The organism is Roseibaca sp. Y0-43 (assembly GCF_020667835.1).
Taxonomy (GTDB): domain Bacteria; phylum Pseudomonadota; class Alphaproteobacteria; order Rhodobacterales; family Rhodobacteraceae; genus Roseinatronobacter.
Genome location: NZ_JAFMPR010000005.1, coordinates 196,349 through 215,103, shown reverse-complemented (window position 1 = coordinate 215,103; position 18,755 = coordinate 196,349). Strand labels below are relative to the sequence as shown.

Annotated in this window: 21 protein-coding genes; 14 read left to right on the top strand and 7 right to left on the bottom strand. The window is 64.7% G+C overall.

The genetic code is table 11. The features are described from left to right. Positions 1–18: 18 nt before the first annotated feature. A complete protein-coding gene (locus J1C52_RS08425; RefSeq protein ID WP_227427490.1) occupies positions 19–249 on the top strand; it encodes a sulfurtransferase TusA family protein in 231 nt (76 codons plus the stop codon). Here J1C52_RS08425 and glp read toward each other — a convergent pair. The 6 genes from glp to J1C52_RS08395 are packed head-to-tail and all read right to left on the bottom strand — an operon-like array spanning position 233 to position 5,933. Beyond that, the gene (gene glp / locus J1C52_RS08420) at positions 233–1,504 is read right to left on the bottom strand and encodes a gephyrin-like molybdotransferase Glp (protein ID WP_227427489.1); all 1,272 of its coding nucleotides are present in this window, start codon (positions 1,502–1,504) and stop codon (positions 233–235) included. The genes J1C52_RS08425 and glp overlap by 17 nt on opposite strands. Next, entirely contained in the window at positions 1,501–1,992 is a 492-nt protein-coding gene (gene mobB, locus J1C52_RS08415; protein WP_227427488.1) for a molybdopterin-guanine dinucleotide biosynthesis protein B, read from the bottom strand. Before mobB ends, glp begins: the two co-directional genes overlap by 4 nt. Continuing rightward, positions 1,989–2,600, bottom strand: a complete 612-nt coding sequence (mobA, locus tag J1C52_RS08410) for a molybdenum cofactor guanylyltransferase MobA (RefSeq protein WP_227427487.1) — start codon at positions 2,598–2,600, stop codon at positions 1,989–1,991. Before mobA ends, mobB begins: the two co-directional genes overlap by 4 nt. Then, on the bottom strand, positions 2,597–3,472 hold the full coding sequence (locus tag J1C52_RS08405) for a formate dehydrogenase accessory sulfurtransferase FdhD (RefSeq protein WP_227427486.1): 876 nt from the start codon (positions 3,470–3,472) through the stop codon (positions 2,597–2,599). Before J1C52_RS08405 ends, mobA begins: the two co-directional genes overlap by 4 nt. 2 nt (positions 3,473–3,474) lie before the next feature. After that, positions 3,475–4,002 (bottom strand): DUF2478 domain-containing protein, encoded by a 528-nt coding sequence (locus tag J1C52_RS08400; protein WP_227427485.1) that lies wholly within the window; start codon positions 4,000–4,002, stop codon positions 3,475–3,477. A 32-nt stretch (positions 4,003–4,034) separates the two neighbouring features. Then, complete coding sequence (locus J1C52_RS08395) at positions 4,035–5,933, bottom strand: 4Fe-4S binding protein (protein WP_227427484.1); 1,899 nt, start codon at positions 5,931–5,933, stop codon at positions 4,035–4,037. A gap of 156 nt (positions 5,934–6,089) precedes the next feature. Here J1C52_RS08395 and J1C52_RS08390 point away from each other — a divergent pair, with 156 nt between their 5' ends. The 13 genes from J1C52_RS08390 to J1C52_RS08330 all read left to right on the top strand — a co-directional run bounded on the left by J1C52_RS08390 (position 6,090) and on the right by J1C52_RS08330 (position 17,849). Beyond that, positions 6,090–6,815, top strand: a complete 726-nt coding sequence (locus J1C52_RS08390) for a biotin/lipoate--protein ligase family protein (protein ID WP_227427483.1) — start codon at positions 6,090–6,092, stop codon at positions 6,813–6,815. Beyond that, complete coding sequence (locus J1C52_RS08385) at positions 6,812–7,366, top strand: DUF6505 family protein (protein ID WP_227427482.1); 555 nt, start codon at positions 6,812–6,814, stop codon at positions 7,364–7,366. The genes J1C52_RS08390 and J1C52_RS08385 overlap by 4 nt, the downstream gene beginning before the upstream one ends. Positions 7,367–7,368: 2 nt before the next feature. Further along, on the top strand, positions 7,369–8,358 hold the full coding sequence (locus J1C52_RS08380; RefSeq protein WP_227427481.1) for a DUF6352 family protein: 990 nt from the start codon (positions 7,369–7,371) through the stop codon (positions 8,356–8,358). Positions 8,359–8,371: 13 nt separating this feature from the next. Next, positions 8,372–8,902 (top strand): DUF3305 domain-containing protein, encoded by a 531-nt coding sequence (locus J1C52_RS08375; protein ID WP_227427480.1) that lies wholly within the window; start codon positions 8,372–8,374, stop codon positions 8,900–8,902. 5 nt (positions 8,903–8,907) lie between these two features. Next, positions 8,908–9,609: a DUF3306 domain-containing protein gene (locus J1C52_RS08370; protein WP_227427479.1), complete on the top strand. Its 702-nt coding sequence runs from the start codon at positions 8,908–8,910 to the stop codon at positions 9,607–9,609. Positions 9,610–9,748: 139 nt separating this feature from the next. Next, positions 9,749–10,354, top strand: a complete 606-nt coding sequence (locus tag J1C52_RS08365) for a TorD/DmsD family molecular chaperone (protein ID WP_227427478.1) — start codon at positions 9,749–9,751, stop codon at positions 10,352–10,354. Between the two features lie 63 nt (positions 10,355–10,417). Next, a complete protein-coding gene (locus J1C52_RS08360; protein WP_227427477.1) occupies positions 10,418–10,630 on the top strand; it encodes a hypothetical protein in 213 nt (70 codons plus the stop codon). A gap of 2 nt (positions 10,631–10,632) precedes the next feature. Beyond that, complete coding sequence (locus tag J1C52_RS08355) at positions 10,633–13,602, top strand: formate dehydrogenase subunit alpha (protein WP_227427476.1); 2,970 nt, start codon at positions 10,633–10,635, stop codon at positions 13,600–13,602. Positions 13,603–13,617: 15 nt separating this feature from the next. After that, complete coding sequence (gene fdh3B, locus J1C52_RS08350) at positions 13,618–14,214, top strand: formate dehydrogenase FDH3 subunit beta (RefSeq protein WP_227427475.1); 597 nt, start codon at positions 13,618–13,620, stop codon at positions 14,212–14,214. 10 nt (positions 14,215–14,224) lie between these two features. After that, the gene (locus tag J1C52_RS08345) at positions 14,225–15,220 is read left to right on the top strand and encodes a formate dehydrogenase subunit gamma (protein WP_227427474.1); all 996 of its coding nucleotides are present in this window, start codon (positions 14,225–14,227) and stop codon (positions 15,218–15,220) included. A gap of 71 nt (positions 15,221–15,291) precedes the next feature. Continuing rightward, entirely contained in the window at positions 15,292–16,395 is a 1,104-nt protein-coding gene (locus J1C52_RS08340; RefSeq protein ID WP_227427473.1) for an Mrp/NBP35 family ATP-binding protein, read from the top strand. Positions 16,396–16,409: 14 nt separating this feature from the next. After that, positions 16,410–16,565, top strand: a complete 156-nt coding sequence (locus J1C52_RS08335; RefSeq protein WP_227427472.1) for a hypothetical protein — start codon at positions 16,410–16,412, stop codon at positions 16,563–16,565. A 6-nt stretch (positions 16,566–16,571) separates the two neighbouring features. Next, positions 16,572–17,849: a c-type cytochrome gene (locus J1C52_RS08330; protein ID WP_227427471.1), complete on the top strand. Its 1,278-nt coding sequence runs from the start codon at positions 16,572–16,574 to the stop codon at positions 17,847–17,849. Here the strand turns inward: J1C52_RS08330 and J1C52_RS08325 are convergent. After that, positions 17,846–18,754 (bottom strand): helix-turn-helix transcriptional regulator, encoded by a 909-nt coding sequence (locus J1C52_RS08325; protein ID WP_227427470.1) that lies wholly within the window; start codon positions 18,752–18,754, stop codon positions 17,846–17,848. The genes J1C52_RS08330 and J1C52_RS08325 overlap by 4 nt on opposite strands. Position 18,755: the final 1 nt, after the last annotated feature.

The window sequence follows — 18,755 nt, the reverse complement described above, 5'->3', positions numbered from 1 at the left end:
ACCAAGAACAGGGCCGCCATGACCGCCGATGACACGCTCGACACGCTAGGATTGCTTTGCCCGCTGCCGGTGCTGAAGGCGCGCAAACGCTTGAAAGGGTTGAGCTCTGGCGCAGTGCTGCGAGTGCTGACCAGCGACCCGGCGGCCTTGGTGGACATCCCGCATTTCTGCCATGAGAGCGGGCACGAATTGGTCGCAACGCAAGACATGCCCGACGGCAGCCACGCGTTTTTCATCCGGCGGGCATAAGCCCGAAGGCGCTGTAGGGAATGTAGCGCACGGGCGTGCCGGGGGTGATCTCTGCGCCGCCATCAGGCAGTTCGACAAAGCCATCGGCCCAAGCGAGGCCCGAAATACGCCCCGATCCTTCCGACGCGAATACCTCTGCCGCACCATCCGCGTTCAGCCGCGCGCGCAAGAATTCGCGGCGCCCCGGTTTCTTCCGCTTGGTGAATGCGGCGGGCACCGTGAACCCCCGCGGCTGTTGCCAGCCTGCGCCCGCCAGAAGCGACAGGGCTGGCCGCGCGAACACGAGCGTGCAGGTAAAGGCCGCGACGGGGTTTCCGGGCAGGCCCAGCACCGGCACGCCCTGCCACATCGCCATGGCCAGCGGGCGGCCCGGTTTGACGGCGATGCGCCAGCTTGTCAGTTGCCCCCGGTCGCGCAGCAGGCGAGAGACATGGTCCTCATCCCCCGCCGATGCCCCGCCAGAGGTCAGGATCAGGTCGGCCCTTTGCGCGCCCGCATCCAGTCGCGCGGCGATCTCGGTCGCGCAATCCGGGGCTTGGCCAAGGTCGATGGCGTCATATCCCCAACCTTGGATCAGCGACAAAAGCATGGGTCGGTTCGCGTCGTAAATCTGGTGCGCGCCGGTGGCCGCGCCTTGGGCCAGTTCATCGCCGGTAGACAGAACGCCAACCCGCAAACGTTTGAACACCTGCACCTCGGGCAGCCCCAAGGCTGTCAATAATGCAACATCCGTTGGGCGCAAACGGGCGGATTTACGCAAAGCGACTTGCCCTTTTTCAACATCCTCGCCCGCGCGGCGGGTGTTGCTTCGGGGCTTCAGCGGCCCACGAAAGGCCACCTGCTGCCCGTCGCTCGCGCAATCTTCCTCCAGCACGACCGTGTCCACGCCTTCGGGCAGGACCGCCCCGGTCAGGATGCGCACGGCATGGCCATGGGGCACGGCCCCGTCAAACGGCTGCCCAGCCGCCGCGCGGCCCGTGACCAGCGGCAGGGTATTCACGCCCTCTGTCAGCGCGGCATGGGCAAAGCCGTAGCCATCGACGGCGGCATTCGCGGCGGGCGGGTTCGACCGCCGGGCCACGGCATCGGCAGCCAGAATGCGGCCTGCGGCTTGCGCCACGGGCACGGTTTCCACCGCCACAACCGGGTGCAGCGAGGCGCGCAGACGGGCGAGCGCGTCATCCACCGGCACCCAATCCACGCCTTGCGGCATGGCGAAACAGTCGTTGCGCAGCTTGGGCGGTTGCAGGGTCATAGCCCGACCTCGGCCCGGATGAAGGCGGCGATGGCGGGCACGTCGTCCAGATCGAACCGGGGCAGGGTGCTGTCCAGCGCGCAATCGGCAGCAATGGCGCGAATGGTCGGGTTGCGCGTGGCCAGCAGGTCGCGCCCGGCGGTCGCGCGGTAAGTTTCCACCTTGGGGTGCGGCGCGGATTTGTAGCCCTCGATCAGCACCAGATCGCAGGGCGCAAGCTGCCCCAACATCGCGTCCAGCGGCGGCTCTGGCGCGTCGCGCAATTCCGTCATCAGCGCCCACCGCGCGGGAGAGACGACCAGAACCTGCCCCGCACCCGCCTGCCTGTGACGAAAACTGTCGCGGCCGGGATGGTCGATTTCGGTGTCGTGATGGGCGTGTTTCACGGTCGACACGTGCAGGCCTTCGCCCGTCAGATGCGCGACAAGCCGCTCGGTCAGGGTCGTCTTTCCGGTGTTTTTCCAGCCGGTTACGCCGTAAACCTTCATCGTGGCCCCATCAGCGCAAGCGCCGTTTCAATATCGTCGGGCGTGTTGATGTTGAAGAACGGGTCGCCCGCGTCCGACGCGAAAATCGCCGTGCCCGCGTCATGCTGATCGGTCCAGAGCACGATCTTGCGCAGGCCACTTTCCAGTGCCGCGCGCAGGTCGTCGCGCAACGTGACAGGCCACAGCCCAAAGGTCGGATGGCGACGCAGGATACCGTCCTCGTCATGGCTGGCGGCCAGACACAGACCCTTGGGGCCAGCCGCGTCTTGTAGCCGCGCCACAAGGTCGGTCGGGAAAAACGGCGTATCGGCGGCGGCGGTCACGATCGCATCGGCACCGTGCAAGGCCGCCCAATCCAGCCCCGCCAGCACCCCCGCCAAGGGGCCGGGATGATCGGCCAGACTGTCGGGCAGGACCGGCAAGCCGAATTCGGCAAAGCGCGCCGGGTCGCCATTGGCGTTGATCGCAAGGCGCGCGCATTGAGGCCCAAGCCGCTCGATCACATGGTCGATGATGCGCCTGTCGCCCAAGGGCCGCATCCCCTTGTCGCCGCCGCCCATGCGGGTCGCGCGCCCACCCGCAAGAATGACCCCAAGAACCCCGATCATGCGTCGCTCTCGGCGCTTTTGCGGCGGTGGCGGCGGTCTTCATCGGGGATGGCGGACACATCGGCATCGCGGATCAGCCGCTCTTCGCCCGACAGGCAGACGAAGCGCTGGCCGCGCATCCGCCCGATCAGCGTCAGCCCCAGATCACGCGCGATTTCAACGCCCCAAGCGGTGAAGCCGGATCGAGATGCGAGCACTGAAATGCCCATCATCGCGGTCTTGATGACCATTTCCGAGGTCAGCCGCCCGGTCGTATACAGGATCTTGCCTTGCGGGCTGATGCCGTGGCGCAGCATCACGCCGCTAATTTTATCGACCGCGTTATGGCGCCCCACGTCTTCCATATAGACCAGCACGCGGTCGTCTTCGCACAGCACCGTGCCATGGATCGCCCCGGCGGCCAGATAAAGCGAGGGCAGGGTGTTGATCTGCTTGGCAAGCGCGTAAAGCGCGCTGGTGCGGACCTTTGTGTCGGGCAGAACGACATCTTCCAGCCCGTCCATCATGTCGCCGAACACCGTGCCCACCGCGCAGCCAGAGGTGCGGGTTTTCTTGCGCAGTTTCTCCTCGAAATTGGTCTTTTCGGCGGTGCGTACGACAACGGTGTCGATGTCTTCGTCATAATCGACCCCGGTAATTTCGTCGCTGTCGCGCAACATGCGCTGGTTGCGCAGGAAACCGAGTGCAAGATATTCTGGGTAATCGCCAATCGTCATGGCGGTGACGATTTCTTGCGAATTCAGGAAGATGGTCAGGGGGCGTTCTTCGACAACCGCGATGTCCACATCCGCGCCGGTATGGTCGCGCCCCGTGACCTTGCGGGTCAGGCCGGGCGCGTCGGGGTTGGGCAACAGGGGCAGGGCCAATTCCATCGTTATATCCCCTGGGGCTGGCGGGCCAGCGCGGCTTGGGCCACGCACCAATCGACGATCTGCGCCACATCGGCGGGCAGTTCGGTGGCCATGTCGCCCGCGAATTCCAAAAGCCCCGCGCGGTGGCCCGGCCCGCAGCTTGTCAAGACAGGCACATCTTCCACAAGCGCGCGGCCGATCACGTCGCGGAACCCCTCGCCGTCGCATTCCTGCTTGCCGAATTTATTGACGATCAACAGGTCCGGGCGGCCATCGCTCAGCGCGGATTCGACATGGAACACGGCCTCTGCCAGCCCTTGCGTATCCAGCCGGCACCCCTTGGCATGGATGCCGCGTTCCTGAGAGATGCGCACCAGGTGGTCGCTGCCCAGAATGCGCAGGTCCATATGGCAGCGGCGCGCGGGGTCGTATTCGAAATTGCACTGAACCACCCCGCGCACGCGCAGCCCGCGCGCTTCGAGCGCCATGGCCACATCGGTCAGCAGAACATCGCCCGCGCCGCGACCGGGCGCCGAGAAGAATGCAAACATCGGTCCTCGTCCTATCCGCGCCCTAGGGGCGCTTATCGTGTCGTCTCATGCGGGTCAAAGCCCGCGATCACCACCTCGCGCGTGCGGCAATCGTCGCACATGCTGAGCAGGCGCATCCGGTCGCGTCCCGCCTCGCCCGAGAACATCCAGTGCGATTCCAGCTTGGCCATGACACGGTCAATGCTGGATTTGGTGCCAAAGGGCTTGCCGCAGGATGTGCAGGCGAAAGGGTCTTCTTCCTTCAGCACCTTGCGGGGCGCATTCCAGGCCGCAAGGTCGATGCGCGGCGCAAGCGTGATCGCGCTTTCGGGGCAGGTAGAGGCACAGATGCCGCATTGCACACAGGCGCTTTCGGTAAAGCGCAGCATGGGCTGGTCGGGGTTATCTGATAGCGCGCCTGCCGGGCAGGCCCCCACGCAGGCCAGACACAGCGTGCAGGCGTCGGTATTCAGCACCACCGCGCCGAAAGGGGCCCCTTTGGGCAGGGCGATCTCGTCTTGCGTTGCGGGGGCGGTGCGGATCATTTCTTCCACCGCCATGACCAGCAGGCCGCGCTTGTCCTCTGGCGGCAGGAAGCTGGCGCGGCGCTCTTGCACAGGGTCCGGTTTTTGCCAGAGCGCTTGGTCCAGCAGGTCGGGGTCGTCGATCTGCAACAGGCGCATGGCGCTGGCGCGCCCGGTCTCGGCCGCGATGCCCTGCATCAGCCCGCGCGTCGCTTCCAGCCCGTCGATGGGGTGGGCGGGGCGCGCGCGGGTCAGAACGCACACCTCGGACGCGCCATAGGCAAGCGCGGCGGCAACCACTTCGGGGCCGATCTGCGTGGGTTCATTCACCCCCAGCGGGATGACATGCGCAGGCAGGCCGCGCCCGAAGCGGGCACTGGCGTCGATCAGCTCTGCCCCGTGGCCTTCGTCATGCAGCAGCACCACCGGCGCGGCTTTGGCCCCTGCCGCGTGATAGGCCGCAAGCCCCGCGCGCAGGCGCTGCACTACGTTGTCCACCACCGGCAGCGCATAGGATGCCGCGCCTGTGGGGCAGGCGGCGGCGCATTGCCCGCAGCCCGCGCAGATATTCGGGTCGATCGCCACGGTATCGCCCGCGGACAGGATCGCACCCGTGGGGCACAGGTCCAGACAGCGGGTGCAGCCGGTCTTGGTGTTGCGCGAATGGGCGCAGAGGTCGGGGGTGAAATTGATGAATTTCGGCTTGTCGAAGGTGCCGACCATCTCGGCGGCTTGGGCCACCAGCTTGGCGACGGCCACCGGGTCGGCAGGGTCGGCGCGCAGGTAGCCGGGGCGGGTTTCGTGAAAGAGCGGCTTTTGCCCCGTCAGGTCGATGACCAGATCGGCGCGAGAGATCGCGCCCGACCGCGCAGGCCCGAATTCCAGCTTGCGGCGCGAGGACGGGTCGGGGATGGCGTAATCGTCAATCGTCAGCTCGTAGGTGCCCAGATGCCCTTTGGCGCGGCCGACGCGGCCTTGCAGAACAGGCCATGTGGTGCGACGCGGCGGGGGCACATCCGCGCCGGGTAGCAAAAGCACGGTAATGTCCAAGCTGTCGCCCAGTGACGCGGCGGCATCAAGCGCGACCTGATCGCGGCCGAGGATCAGCGCGACGCCGTTGCTTTCCATGCTGACCACTTCGAAGGGCGTCACGTCCTGCTCTGCCATGGCAAGGATCGCGGCCATCTTGGGGCTGGCCTGCGCGCCATCTTCGGACCAGCCGGCGGTTTCGCGGATATTGGCGAAGCGCAGGTTGCCCGCGTAGCCTTCGGCTTCTGCCACCTCGGAAAACACCGCCGCTTCCTGCGTGCAGGCCACGGTCACTTGCGCGTATTCGCCCAGGGCCGCGCGAAAATTATCCAACTGCGCACGGCAAAGCTGGCTGGCGGGGCGGGCCGGGTTTCCAAGGGTTTCGGGGGCAAATGCCATGCTTCCTTCGCAGGTGCACAGCAGGCGTGTTGCAGACTTCGCTTGCATAGGGCTTTTCTCGGGCCTCTGGCTGACTATCTCTGCGAATATAAGTCGCACCTAAAGCGAAGGAAAGGCGCGCCGGGCCAAATGCCCGCGCCAGACAGAGACGGGACAATGCACGCAGTCACGGAAGCGAAGAAAATACATCTGCCACCGCCCTTCACGCTGAAGCGCAGCGATGCGCGTGACCTGTTTTCACATGCCAAGGCGCGGGCCGCAGAGGATGGGGCGGGCACGTTATACGTGTTTGAAGGGCCGCGGTTGTTCAGCTTCGCGTTGGTTCTGGAACCTGAAGAACCGCTTGTAACGTCCCAGAATGCCTTTCTTTTGTGTATGACCTCGCTCGCCGATGCCTTGGCCGCGCATTGCGCGCCCGAACGCGCGGTGCGGATCAACTGGCCGGATGAGGTGATCTATGACAAGGCCCGCTTGGGCGGCGCGCGCTTTGCTGTTCCAGAGGGCGCACAGCCCGAGGATGTGCCGGACTGGCTGGTCTTTTGCGCCGAGCTGATCGGGGATCGCGATCATCTGGCGGCACCGGGGGATGCGCCGAATTCGACCTCGCTCAAGGAAGAGGAATTCGACCCGAGCGATGACATTGTCGCGACCTTCGCCAGCTATGTCATGCTCTATCTCGACCGCTGGAAGCACGAGGGGTTCGACGCTGTCAGCAATCGCTTCCTGATGCGCATCGACCCGCCGCTTCTGCGCGGGGTGCGCCGCATCGAGGGCGACCGGCTGATCGAAATCACCCCTTCGGGCGGCGGCAAACGGTCTGCCCCCCTGCTAGAGGCCGCGGGCAAGACCGGCTGGCGCAATGCGGATGGCATCATCCTATGACGCGTCTGCCCCGCACCATCCAGCTTGACCCGTCCGACAAGGTGATCTTCGCCCATGCCGCGCAACCCGGCGAATGGGCCGTGGTCGGCAGTTTCCTGTTCTGGGGGCGCGATCCGCAGGCCATGACGCGCAAGGAAACGATCGCGCTGCGCTCGGGCTTTCTGGGGGTTGAAAGCTTCGGGCATTCCACGCTGGTGGTGGTGCAAGACGCCCGCCCCGACGAGCGCGCGGCGCTGGTGGACCGACTGGCCGCGCAACTGTTCGCCCATCTGGGCGCGCCAAGTGTCGAAGTCGCGCGCCCTGCCGCAGAGGAAGAGGTCGCGCTGGCGGAAAGCCTGTGCGCCGAACACCCGGCGAATACCCTGATCGCCATGCACCGCAAGCTGGACGGCGGTGCGATCCATGAACAGTTCCGCACGCTAAAGCCCCGCGAGGAAACCGCTTTTGCCGGGGCGCATTTGCAAGGGCATGACCGGGCCTTCCAGTTTTTCGAAGAAGAGAGCGACGACAGCCACGACCATGTGGACCTGTTCGCGCTGCGGGGGGAATAACGATGCCCGAATTCTGGGTTGCCTCTGGCCATCATTTTTCGCGCCGCAACGCGGCGGGGCGGCTGCTGGTCACGGATGAGTTGATCCTTGCGTGGCTGGCGCGCCCCGAAGTGTTGCCGCCCGCCGACGCTTGCGCTGCGGAGCGCGGGCTGCATTCGCGGCTGATGCAGACGCCCCGCGCCAAGGTTTCTGCCATGGAAGTGGCCGCGATCAAGGATCCCGACGCGCGCGAGAACTGGCAGTTCCTGTTGCGCCTGCGCGACACGCTGCTGGAGGCGGGCACGATAGAGGAAGGGTATCACGCCATCTTGCAAAAGCAGATGGTGCTGCCCTTCGTCTTTACCGCGCAACTGCTGCAACTGATCCTGCGCAATGCGCTGGACGGGTGCGACGATCCGCAGGTTCTGCGCGCCGCCGAATGCTTTTTCCGCCCGCAACGCGCGCATGTGAAGGACGACAAGCTGCTGCTGGCCGACGAGGAACTGGTCGAGTTGTTCGAACAGGAAATGCATTCCTCGCCGCTGACGGCCATGTTCTCTGGCGGGGTGGACAGTCTGGATGTGTTGGGTGGCGGCAATGAATGGACCTATTGGTCGCGCTCGGACGCGCATACGACCGTGCTGAATTTCGGCGGCGATCCCAAGGCACGCGCGGGCATGGCAACCGCCATAGAGACGTTTTTGCGCCACATGCTGGGCCTTGATGTCACGGTCACGCCGCACTCCGTGGCCGAACAGGTCGATCTGCGCTGGTTTATCGGGCTGGACCCTGTCGGCACCGCCATCGGCAACGCGCTTTGGAATGGGGCCAGCCCGAAAGACACGCTTGTCGGGCTATTCCGCATGGACCTGCCCGCTGACCCGTCATTGCGCCCGGACATGCAAGGCCAGCCGGTCTGGTTGCTGCTGGGCCTTGGGGCGGACCGCACCATCCGCATGAAGCCGCAGAACCTGCTGATGGGTCTGCCATTGGTCGAACCGGCCTTGAACTGAAGGGATACCGAGGATGCCGAAACAGATTTTGCGCGTCTCCGTTCTGGCCGCGCGGCGCCCCCCGGTCACGCGCTGGGGTAATGCAGAACTGCGCCCAAGCGCGGTCTTGCCACAGGAACCGGCGGTCGCGCCCAATACGCTGCTGACCTCGGACGGGGGCTTGGAAACATGGTATTTGGGCGGGCGCGACATGGTGCTTTACTCGGGCGATACCAGCCATCACAAGGACAACCTGTTGTCGGGCCGCCCCTCTGTCTGGGTGGTGATCCGGGGGCAAGACCCGCGCAGCGCGCAGGTGGTGGATGTCACCGCCGACCCTTATGAGGGCGAGGGCTATGCTTCTGACCTTGACCTGACGGTAGAGGCGGTGCCGATGCCGATTTCCCTGCGCAACGCGGTCAAGGCATTTGTCGAGGCGCACCATGTCGAGATCCCGTTCAAGAAGCGCAAGCGCCAGCCCGTGGACCCGAACGCCATGAGCGCGCGCGCCCCGCGTGTGCTGAGCGAAGATGACAAATGGGGCAGTCGCCCCCGCAGGGCGTAACCGCCATGCCACGGGGACCGGATGACCGCGAGGGCGGGTTCTTCAACCGTTGGTCGCAGCGCAAACAGCAGGCCCTGCGCGAGGACACGCCGGCTTTGGACGCGGGCGCGCCAGAGGACGCCGAAACGCCAGACACCGCGCCAGAAACCCCGTCAGAGCCGCAGCTGACAGAGGAAGAGCTGGCCGCGCTGCCCAAGATCGAAGAACTGACCGCCGACAGCGACATTCGCATGTTCATGCGAGCGGGCGTGCCCAAATCCTTGCGCAATGCGGCGCTGCGCAAGATGTGGCTGCTGACGCCCGCGATCCGCAATCATGTGGACCCTGCGGTCGATTATGCCTGGGACTGGAACACGCCCGGTGGGGTGCCGGGCGACGGGATTGCCCCCAGCCCCGAAAAGGCCGCGCAGATGTTGCGTGACCTGTTCAAACCCCGGCAGAAAGCAGCGGCAGAGGCGGCAGATACAGCCGAGTCGGCCGAGATAGCGACGGATGATGCCGGGACGGCGGAGGACACCGCGCAGGCGGCGGCTTCGGATGGCGCGCAGGACGCACCTGTGGCGGACCCCGCGCCACCGCCGCCCGACCCTGTGCGCCGCTCGGGGCAGGGCCGTCAACCCGTTGCGAATAAAGAAGAAAACCAGCCCGATCGCGTCGCGCAGTTACAACCCGCGCCGCGCCGTCACGGCGGCGCATTGCCCCAGTGACGTTTTGTCTGCTTAGGCCGGGCTGACAGACTTAAAAAAGTGTTTTTGTCAGGTTTATTTCGCTAGACAGCGCGCGCGGCCATTTGTAGCCTTTTGCATACAACTGCACAAAAATGCAGGATCACCGACAGAGAGAGCGATGACAGACAGCCAGCCAGGTTCCGGGCCAGCCATCGAAGAATTCGATCAAGCGCGCAGCGAGCAATACAGGTTCCTCGCCCGTCTTCTTGCTGCGCCGCCCAGCGCCGAGATGTTGCAACAGATCGCGCAGCTACAGGGCGACGATTCGCCCTTGGGTCATGCCTTTGCCAACCTCGCCCGCGCGGCGGCCGGGGCGGATGCGAAAGCGGTCGAGCGCGAGTTTTTCGAATTGTTCATCGGGGTCGGGCGTGGCGAATTGCTGCCCTATGCCAGCTTCTACCAGACCGGCTTTCTGAACGAGCGACCCTTGGCCGATCTGCGTGGCGATCTGGCCACGCTGGGCGTGGCCCGCGCCGAAGGACGGCATGAACCAGAAGACCATATCGCGCTGCTGTTCGAGGTGATGGCCGATTTCGCCGCGGGCGAGATCGTGGCGGATGAAAAGACGCAGGCGCAGTTCCATGCCCGCCATGTGCAACCTTGGGCGGTGCAGTTTTTCGACGATCTGGCGGTTGCGCCAAGCGTCGCCTTTTACCGGCCCGTTGCTGAAATTGGCCGTATCCTGACCGAAATCGAAACGCGGGCCTTCGCGCTCGCGGCTTGATCTGAACTTGATCGAAGGGCGTCGCATGCAAGCGAAGAAGCGCCCGCTTAGTGGGAGGACATGATGTCTAAAGACAAGCATAACCCAATCAGCCGGCGCGCCTTTTTCGGCGTGGCTGCGACCGGCGCGGCCTCTGCGGCGGCGCTGACCGCTGGCAGCGCGCGCCCCAGCTTCGCGCAACAGACCGGCGATGAGCGCACTCGCGCCCGCTACCAGGAGACCCCGCATGTCGAGGCCTTCTACCGCACCAACCGTTACTACGTCCGGGAGGAATAAGAATGCTTGTAAAGCGCAGAACCCGCGAGGCCGCGTCGGGCGGTCGCCTGAGCCAGTTCGCTGCAAGTGTTGCCGCCAAGCCATTGGATCGCCGCAGCTTTCTGCGCGCGTCGGGGCTGACCGTCGGGGGGCTTGCCGCCGTCGCCACCTTGGGCGCAGGCATGACCCGCCGGGTCGAGGCCGCAGGCTTCACCGACATGTCGCAGCCGATTGAGCTGAAAAAGAATATCTGCACCCACTGCTCGGTCGGCTGCTCGGTCGTGGCAGAGGTGCAGAACGGTGTCTGGGTCGGTCAGGAACCGGCTTTCAACAGCCCGATCAACCGCGGCACCCACTGCGCCAAGGGCGCTTCGGTCCGCGAGCTGGTCCATGGCGACCGTCGCCTGAAATACCCGATGAAGAAAGTCGGCGGCGAATGGCAGCGCATCTCTTGGGATCAGGCGCTGAACGAGATTGCCGAGAAGATGACCGAGATCCGTGCGAATTCCGGCGCGGATTCGGTGTATTGGCTGGGGTCCGCCAAATTCTCGAACGAAGGGTCGTATCTGTTCCGCAAACTGGCGGCGTTCTGGGGCACCAACAACGTCGACCACCAGGCGCGGATTTGCCACTCGACCACCGTGGCCGGGGTTGCGAATACCTGGGGCTATGGTGCGATGACCAATAGCTACAACGACATTCGCAACGCCAAGACCATCATCTTCATGGGGTCAAACGCGGCAGAGGCACACCCGGTCTCGTTGCAGCATATCCTTGAAGGCAAGGAAACCCAGCGCGCGAACGTGGTCGTTCTGGACCCGCGTTTCACCCGCACGGCGGCCCATGCCACCGAATATGTCCGCATCCGCCCCGGCACCGATATCGCGGTGGTCCATGGCATGTTGTGGCACATTTTCGAGAATGGCTGGGAAGACAAGGAATACATCGCCCAGCGTGTCTGGGGGATGGACCAGGTCCGCGAGGTGGTGAAGAACTACACGCCCGAGGTGGTCGAAGAGATTTCCGGCGTCGATGGCGACACGCTGCGCCGCGTGGCCGAGAAATTCGCGAAGGAACGCCCCTCGACGTTTATCTGGTGCATGGGCGGCACGCAGCACACCGTGGGCACCGCGAATGTGCGCGCCTACAACCTGCTGCTGCTGGCCACCGGCAACGTGGGTGGCGAAGGTAACGGCGCGAATATCTTCCGCGGCCACTGCAACGTGCAGGGCGCGACCGATTTCGGTTTGGATGTGGCCAACCTGCCTTGCTACTATGGCCTGAGCGCGGGCGCATGGAACCACTGGGCGCGCGTCTGGGACGTGCCATATGAATATTTCGTCAACCGCTTCGATGCGGTTCCGGCGAAGGGTGGCCGCGATGCGCGCACGCCCGAGGAAAACATGAACGTGCCGGGCATCACCTCGACCCGCTGGTTCGACGCTGTCACGATCGACAACGAAGAGATCGACCAGCAGGACAACATCAAGGCGATGATGGTGTTCGGGCATGGCGGTAACACCGTGCCCCGGATGCAGGACGCGCAGCGCGGCATGAACGATCTGGAGCTGCTGGTCGTGGCCGACCCGCACCCGACGACCTTCGCGGCGCTGCATTCGCGCACCGACAATACCTATCTGCTGCCGATCTGCACGCAGTTCGAAACCTCTGGTTCGCGCACCGCGTCGAACCGCTCGGTTCAGTGGGGCGAAAAGGTGGTCGAGCCGATCTTTGAATCGGATACCGACTACGCGGTGATGTATGGTCTGGCCCAGCGTCTGGGCTTCGCCGACGAGATGTTCAAGAACTACGAGATGGTTCAGGGCAAGTTCGGCATGGAGCCGACGCCGGAATCGGTGCTGCGCGAAATCAACCGGGGCGGCTGGTCCACCGGCTATACCGGGCAAAGCCCCGAGCGTCTGAAAGCGCATATGGCGAACCAAGAGCATTTCGATCTGGTCACGCTGCGCGCCAAGCCCGACGCCCCCGAAGAGATCAAGGGCGATTACTACGGTCTGCCGTGGCCCTGCTGGGGCACGCCGGAACTGCGCCATCCTGGCACGCATATCCTGTATAACCCCAGCCTACACCCGATGGAGGGGGGCGGTGCCTTCCGTCCGCGCTTCGGGCTGGAGCGCGATGGCGAAACGCTCTTGGCCGAAGGCAGCTGGCCTGTCGGCTCCGAGATCGAGGACGGGTATCCGCAATTCACCTATGCGCTGCTGCAACAGCTGGGCTGGGATAGCGACCTGACGCCAGAAGAACTGGCCAATATCGCACGCATCGGGGGCAATGATCCCGAAGCCATGGGCAACGTGTCGTGGTCGCTTGATACCTCTGGCGGTATTCAGCGCGTTGCGCTGATGCATGGCTGTGTGCCCTTCGGCAATGGCAAGGCCCGCGCCGTGGCGTGGAACCTGCCCGACCCGATCCCGGTCCACCGCGAGCCGATCTATTCGGGCCGCCCGGACCTTGTGGCGCAATACCCGACCAACGACGACCGTCGTCAGCACCGGATGCCCAATATCGGCAAGGTGGTTCAGCAAGACGTGACAGAGCGCAATGTCTTCGGGGATTTCCCGCTGATCCTGACCTCTGGTCGCCTTGTGGAATATGAGGGCGGCGGTGAAGAGACCCGTTCGAACCCATGGCTTGCCGAGTTGAAGCAGGACATGTTCGTCGAGATCAACCCGGCCGATGCACAATCGCGCGGTGTGGTAGATGGCGGCTGGGTCTGGGTCACTGGCCCCGAGGGCGGCTCGAAAGCGCGGGTGAAAGCCCTTGTGACCGAGCGTGTCGCGCCAGGCGTGGCCTTCATGCCCTTCCATTTCGCAGGTTGGTTCCAGGGCGAAGACCAGCGGGGCAACTACCCCGAGGGCACCGACCCGATCGTCTTGGGCGAATCTGTGAACGTCATCACCACCTATGGCTATGACCCGGTGACGGGGATGCATGAAGGCAAGGTCACGCTTTGCCAGATCGCGGCCGCATAAGGGAGGAAAACAACAATGGCACGAATGAAATTCCTGTGCGATGCGGACCGTTGCATCGAGTGCAACGCCTGCGTCACCGCCTGCAAGAACGAGCACGAGGTGCCGTGGGGCATCAACCGGCGTCGGGTTGTGACCATCAATGATGGTCTGCCCGGTGAGCGCTCGGTGTCGATGGCCTGTATGCATTGCACCGACGCACCCTGCGCCAGCGTTTGCCCGGTGGATTGCTTCTACACCACCGATGACGCCGTGGTTCTGCACAACAAGGACACCTGCATCGGCTGCGGTTATTGCAGCTATGCCTGCCCCTTCGGTGCGCCCCAATATCCGCAGACCGCCAATTTCGGCACGCGCGGCAAGATGGACAAATGCACCTATTGCTCTGGCGGTCCCGAGCCGGACATGTCTCAGGCGGAATACGTCAAATACGGCGCGAACCGTTTGGCAGAGGGCAAGCTGCCGCTCTGTGCCGAGATGTGCTCGACCAAGGCGCTGCTGGCGGGTGATGGCGACATCATTGCGGAGATTTACCGCGAGCGTGTTGTGACCCGTGGCTACGGCTCTGGCGCTTGGGGCTGGCGCGACGCTTACGGCGAAACGGTTACGGTCTAAGGGGGCAGCCATGAACATTCTTGCAAAATTCGGCGCAGCTCTGTCCTTGGCATTCGCGGTGGCCGTCATGGCCCCGCAAGCGCAGGCACAGGTCAACCCTACAGCGGAATCGGTCAGCGAAGAGGCGCTGTTTCAAGCGCTTGGCACCGAGGGCGTGGTCAGCGGGCGTGTGTCCATTCCCGACCAGTCGGCAGGCAACCTGATAAAGCCGGTCAACAAGGATTGGGCGGCGCTGCATGGCAACACGGTCGTCACGCTGTCGGTCATCGCCGTTGTCGGTATGCTGGCGCTTCTGACGCTGTTCTACGTTGTGCGTGGGCGCATCCGCGTTGATTCCGGCCTGTCGGGCCGCACCATCCTGCGCTTCAACTCGATCGAGCGTTTCGCGCATTGGACGCTGGCGTCGACCTTCATCATCCTGGCGCTGTCGGGTTTGAACCTGATTATCGGCAAATCCGTCATCCTGCCGCTGCTGGGCGAGGGCGCATTCGGCACGCTTTCGGCATGGGGCAAGATCGCGCATAACTACCTGGCATGGCCCTTCATGGTCTCGCTGGCGCTGATCTTCCTGCTGTGGGTGATCGAAAACATCCCCAACAAGCTGGATGTCGAGTGGATCAAGGTCGGTGGCGGCCTGTTCAAGAAGGGCGTCCACCCGCCCGCCAAGAAGTTCAACGCGGGTCAGAAGGTCATCTTCTGGTCGGTTATCCTTGGCGGTGCTGCCCTGTCCTACACGGGCTTTATGCTGCTCTTTCCGGGTATTGCCGGCAGCTTCACCGATTGGCAGTTCTACCAGTTGATCCACGCGCTGGTTGCCGCTGGCCTGTCTGCCATCATCATCGCGCATATCTATATCGGCTCTGTCGGCATGGAAGGCGCGTTCGATGCGATGGGTTCCGGCGAAGTCGATGAAAACTGGGCCAAAGAGCACCACGCCCTGTGGGTGGAAGAGGTCAAGGGCGGCAAGTCCGGCTCTGCCAAAGGGGCCGCGACGCCGGCAGAGTAACTTGTCCGCTTGGTGAAAATCCGGCCTCGCGCTGTGCAGGCGCGGGGCCGCGTTGTGAAAGCTGGAATGCCATGAGCAGCTCCGATCCCGATTTCCTTGACCAAGCCCGCGCTGCCATCGCCTCGGTTGGCTTGCCGGACGGGTCCAGCTTGGGTCAATCCACCCGCGTGTCTGGCCTGTCGCTGAATGGCGGGCGGATCAGCGTTTCGCTGCAAATCGCGCCGGGTGAGCATGAGGCGTTCATGCCCGTGCGCGACGCGGTCGAAGCGAAGCTGCGCGCGCTGGAGGGTGTCACCTCTGTCTTCGTGGTGCTGACGGCGGATAGCCCGACGCCTTCGCCCAAGACCCCGCCGAAGCTGAGCGTCGCGCCCGCAAAGCCCAAGCCTTTGGCCGGGGTGCGCCATGTCGTGGCCGTGGCCTCTGGCAAGGGTGGGGTGGGCAAATCCACCACCACGGTGAACCTGGCGCTGGCGTTCCGGGCGCAGGGCTGGAAAGTGGGGGTGCTGGACGCCGATATCTACGGCCCGTCGCTGCCGACGCTTCTGGGTCTGACGGGCAAACCCGCCAAGGGGCAGGGGCGCAGCCTGTTGCCCATGCAGGCCTATGGGCTGAAAGCCATGTCCATGGGCGTGCTGGTCGATCCCGAAACCGCAATGGTCTGGCGTGGTCCGATGATCATGTCCGCGATCACCCAGATGATTTCCGATGTCGACTGGGGCGCGTTGGACCTTTTGCTGGTCGATATGCCGCCGGGCACGGGCGACGCGCAACTGGCACTGGCGCAGGGCACCGATCTGGCGGGCGCGATCATCGTCTCGACCCCGCAGGATCTGGCGCTGGTCGATGCACGGCGCGGGATCACCATGTTCAACAAGGTCGATGTGCCGACCTTGGGCATTATCGAAAACATGTCGCAATTCATCTGCCCCGATTGCGGCAGCAGCCATGCGATCTTTGGCCAAGGTGGCGCGCAGGCAGAGGCCGCGCGCATCGGCGTGCCTTTCCTTGGTGCGCTACCCTTGTCGATGGAGTTGCGCAGCGCGTCGGATGCGGGCCGCCCCATCCTTGCGCGCGACCCCGATGGCCCCTTGGGCCGTCTGTATCAGGATATGGCGCGCACCGTCATGGGCGCGCTGGAAAGCAAGGCCGGTCCAAAAGCGACCGTGCAAAACTGACAGGAGAGACCAATATGAAAGCCTTTCTCGCCGCTGCCGTCTTCGCCGTGGTTGGTGCCGTTGTCGCATCGCAGGTTCTGAACGGGTCATTCCAGGAACCCAGCTATTCCGCCTACAGCACCGAAGGTGCCCGCGTGGGCGATCCGGGAAGCAACCTCGTCAGCGAATAAGCCGATATGGGGCGCAGGGCCGCGCTTTCGGCGCTGATCGTCGCGGCATGTCTGTCGAGCCCCGTGGGCGCGCAAGACTTTCTGGGCCATAGCGGCCCGGTGGGCGCGCTTGCGGTCGGGCAGGACATGCTGCTGTCTGGCGGGTTCGACACCCGCGCGATCCTGTGGTCGCTGGATGAAGCGCGCGCTTTATATGTCAGCCGCTTCCATGATGGCACGGTCACGGCCGTTGCCCACCTGGACGATGGCTTCGTGACCGCAGGGCAGGACGGGCGCATCGCTGTCTGGGACCGGGGGCAGGCCGCGCCGCGCTTTGCAACCCCGCGCGGCACTTCGCCCGTGGCGTCGCTGGCGGTGGCGGGCGATGGCAGCCGCATCGCCGCCGGGTTCTTTGACGGGACGGTGCAGGTGTTGGCGCTTGCCGATCAAAGCATAGTGACCGTGCCCGCCCATAGCGACCGCGTTACGGGCGTGGGGTTCCTGCCCGATGGGCAGATCGTCTCGGTGGGCGGCGATCTGCGGTTTCTGCGCTGGTCGCCCGATGGAGAGCTTCGCGCCAATGCGGGCCTGCCGGGGTTGCCCAATGGTCTGGCCATATCGCAAAACCGCGCCGCGATCATCTTTGCCGATGGGGCGTTGCGGGTGTTTTCCGCCGATGGCGCTCAACTGCCCGAACGGTTTCTGACCGACCGCCCGCTCGTGTCGGTCGGTGCAAGCGGCGCGCATATCGTGACCGGGGCGATTGATGGCACGGTCTGGACGCTGGCGCCCAAGGATCTGGGCATAACCGCCATGTTCCGCGCCGCCGACGGCCCGATCTGGGCAGTCGCGGCGGATGGCGCGCAGGTCTTTACCGGCAGCGCCGACGGTATCGTGCGCCGCTGGGATGCGCTGACGGGTGATCCGTTGGGTGGCGAGCGCCCCGACGCGCCAGAGGAGTATACCGATGCCAGCCGGGGCGCGGAAATCTGGCGCGCCTGCGCGGTCTGCCATTCGCTGCAACCCGGCGATCACTCGCGCGCGGGGCCAAGCCTGCATGGCGTCTTTGGCCGGCGGATCGGCACGGCAGAGGGGTTTGACTATTCCCCCGCCTTGCAAGCGCTGAACATTGTCTGGACGCCCGAAACCGTGGCCGAGCTGTTCGAGGTCGGCCCGGAGGCCTATACACCGGGGTCACGGATGCCAGAGCAGCGCGTGGCCGACCCGGCGGATCGTCAGGCGCTGGTCGAGTTCATCGCCCGCGCCACCGCCCATATGGACGCGCAAGCCGCAACCGGGAATTAACCGTTCCAGACAACCCGGCCCAGATGGCTTAGATCATAGCCGCCAAGCCGTTCGGCCTGCGCCGCGAATTCGGGACTGCGGGCGAAGTCCATCAGGCGCTGGACGGGTTCCTCGAAATAGGCGCGGCGGGTCATGGCCAGATCGAACTGGTCATCTTCCAACAAGGGCACGAACCCCAGCGCGCCAGCGGCGGCCTGAATGCCCAAACCGCAATCGGCCGCGCCGGTCTCTATCATGGTTGCCAGATCGGCATGGGTATGGGCGGTGCCGGGGACGATGTTCAGATCGGCCATGCTCAGCCCGCTGCGCGACAGTTGAATATCCAGCAGGCGCTGCGTGCCAGACCCTTCGCTGCGCAGCGCGAAGCGCAGGCCCAGTTCGGCACAATCGCGTAGGCTGGCCACGTCATGCGGGTTGCCGGGCGCGACCAGCAGCCCTTGCGTGCGCCGAGCCCAATGCACCAGCACGAAGGATTGCGACGACAGCACGTTGCGCACCGCCTGCACGTTCCAGCTATCCGACACCGGGTCGAACAGGTGCAGCCCCGCAAGCATCGCCTCGCCCGCCGCCAGATCATCCAGCCCGCGCGTGGAATCGCCCGCGCGCACCGCAAGCCCGGCCTTGGAATAACGCAACGCCCAGTCCAGAAGCGGGTCGTTCGAGCCGGAATAGATTTGCGGAATGCTCAGCGCGCCCGCATCGGGCGTTTCGGTCTGCGCTTCCAGCCACGCCTCTATCAGGCGGCGCGGGAACAAAAGCTTGCCCGTGGCGCGGGTGAACGGGATCGCCTGCTTGGCCACCATGTCGTAAATGGTGCGTTCCTTGGTGCGCAGGAATTCCGCCACCTCGGCGGTGGTCATCAGCGCGGGGTAGGTGCCGGGCGGCGGTGTTACATGGTTCAACATG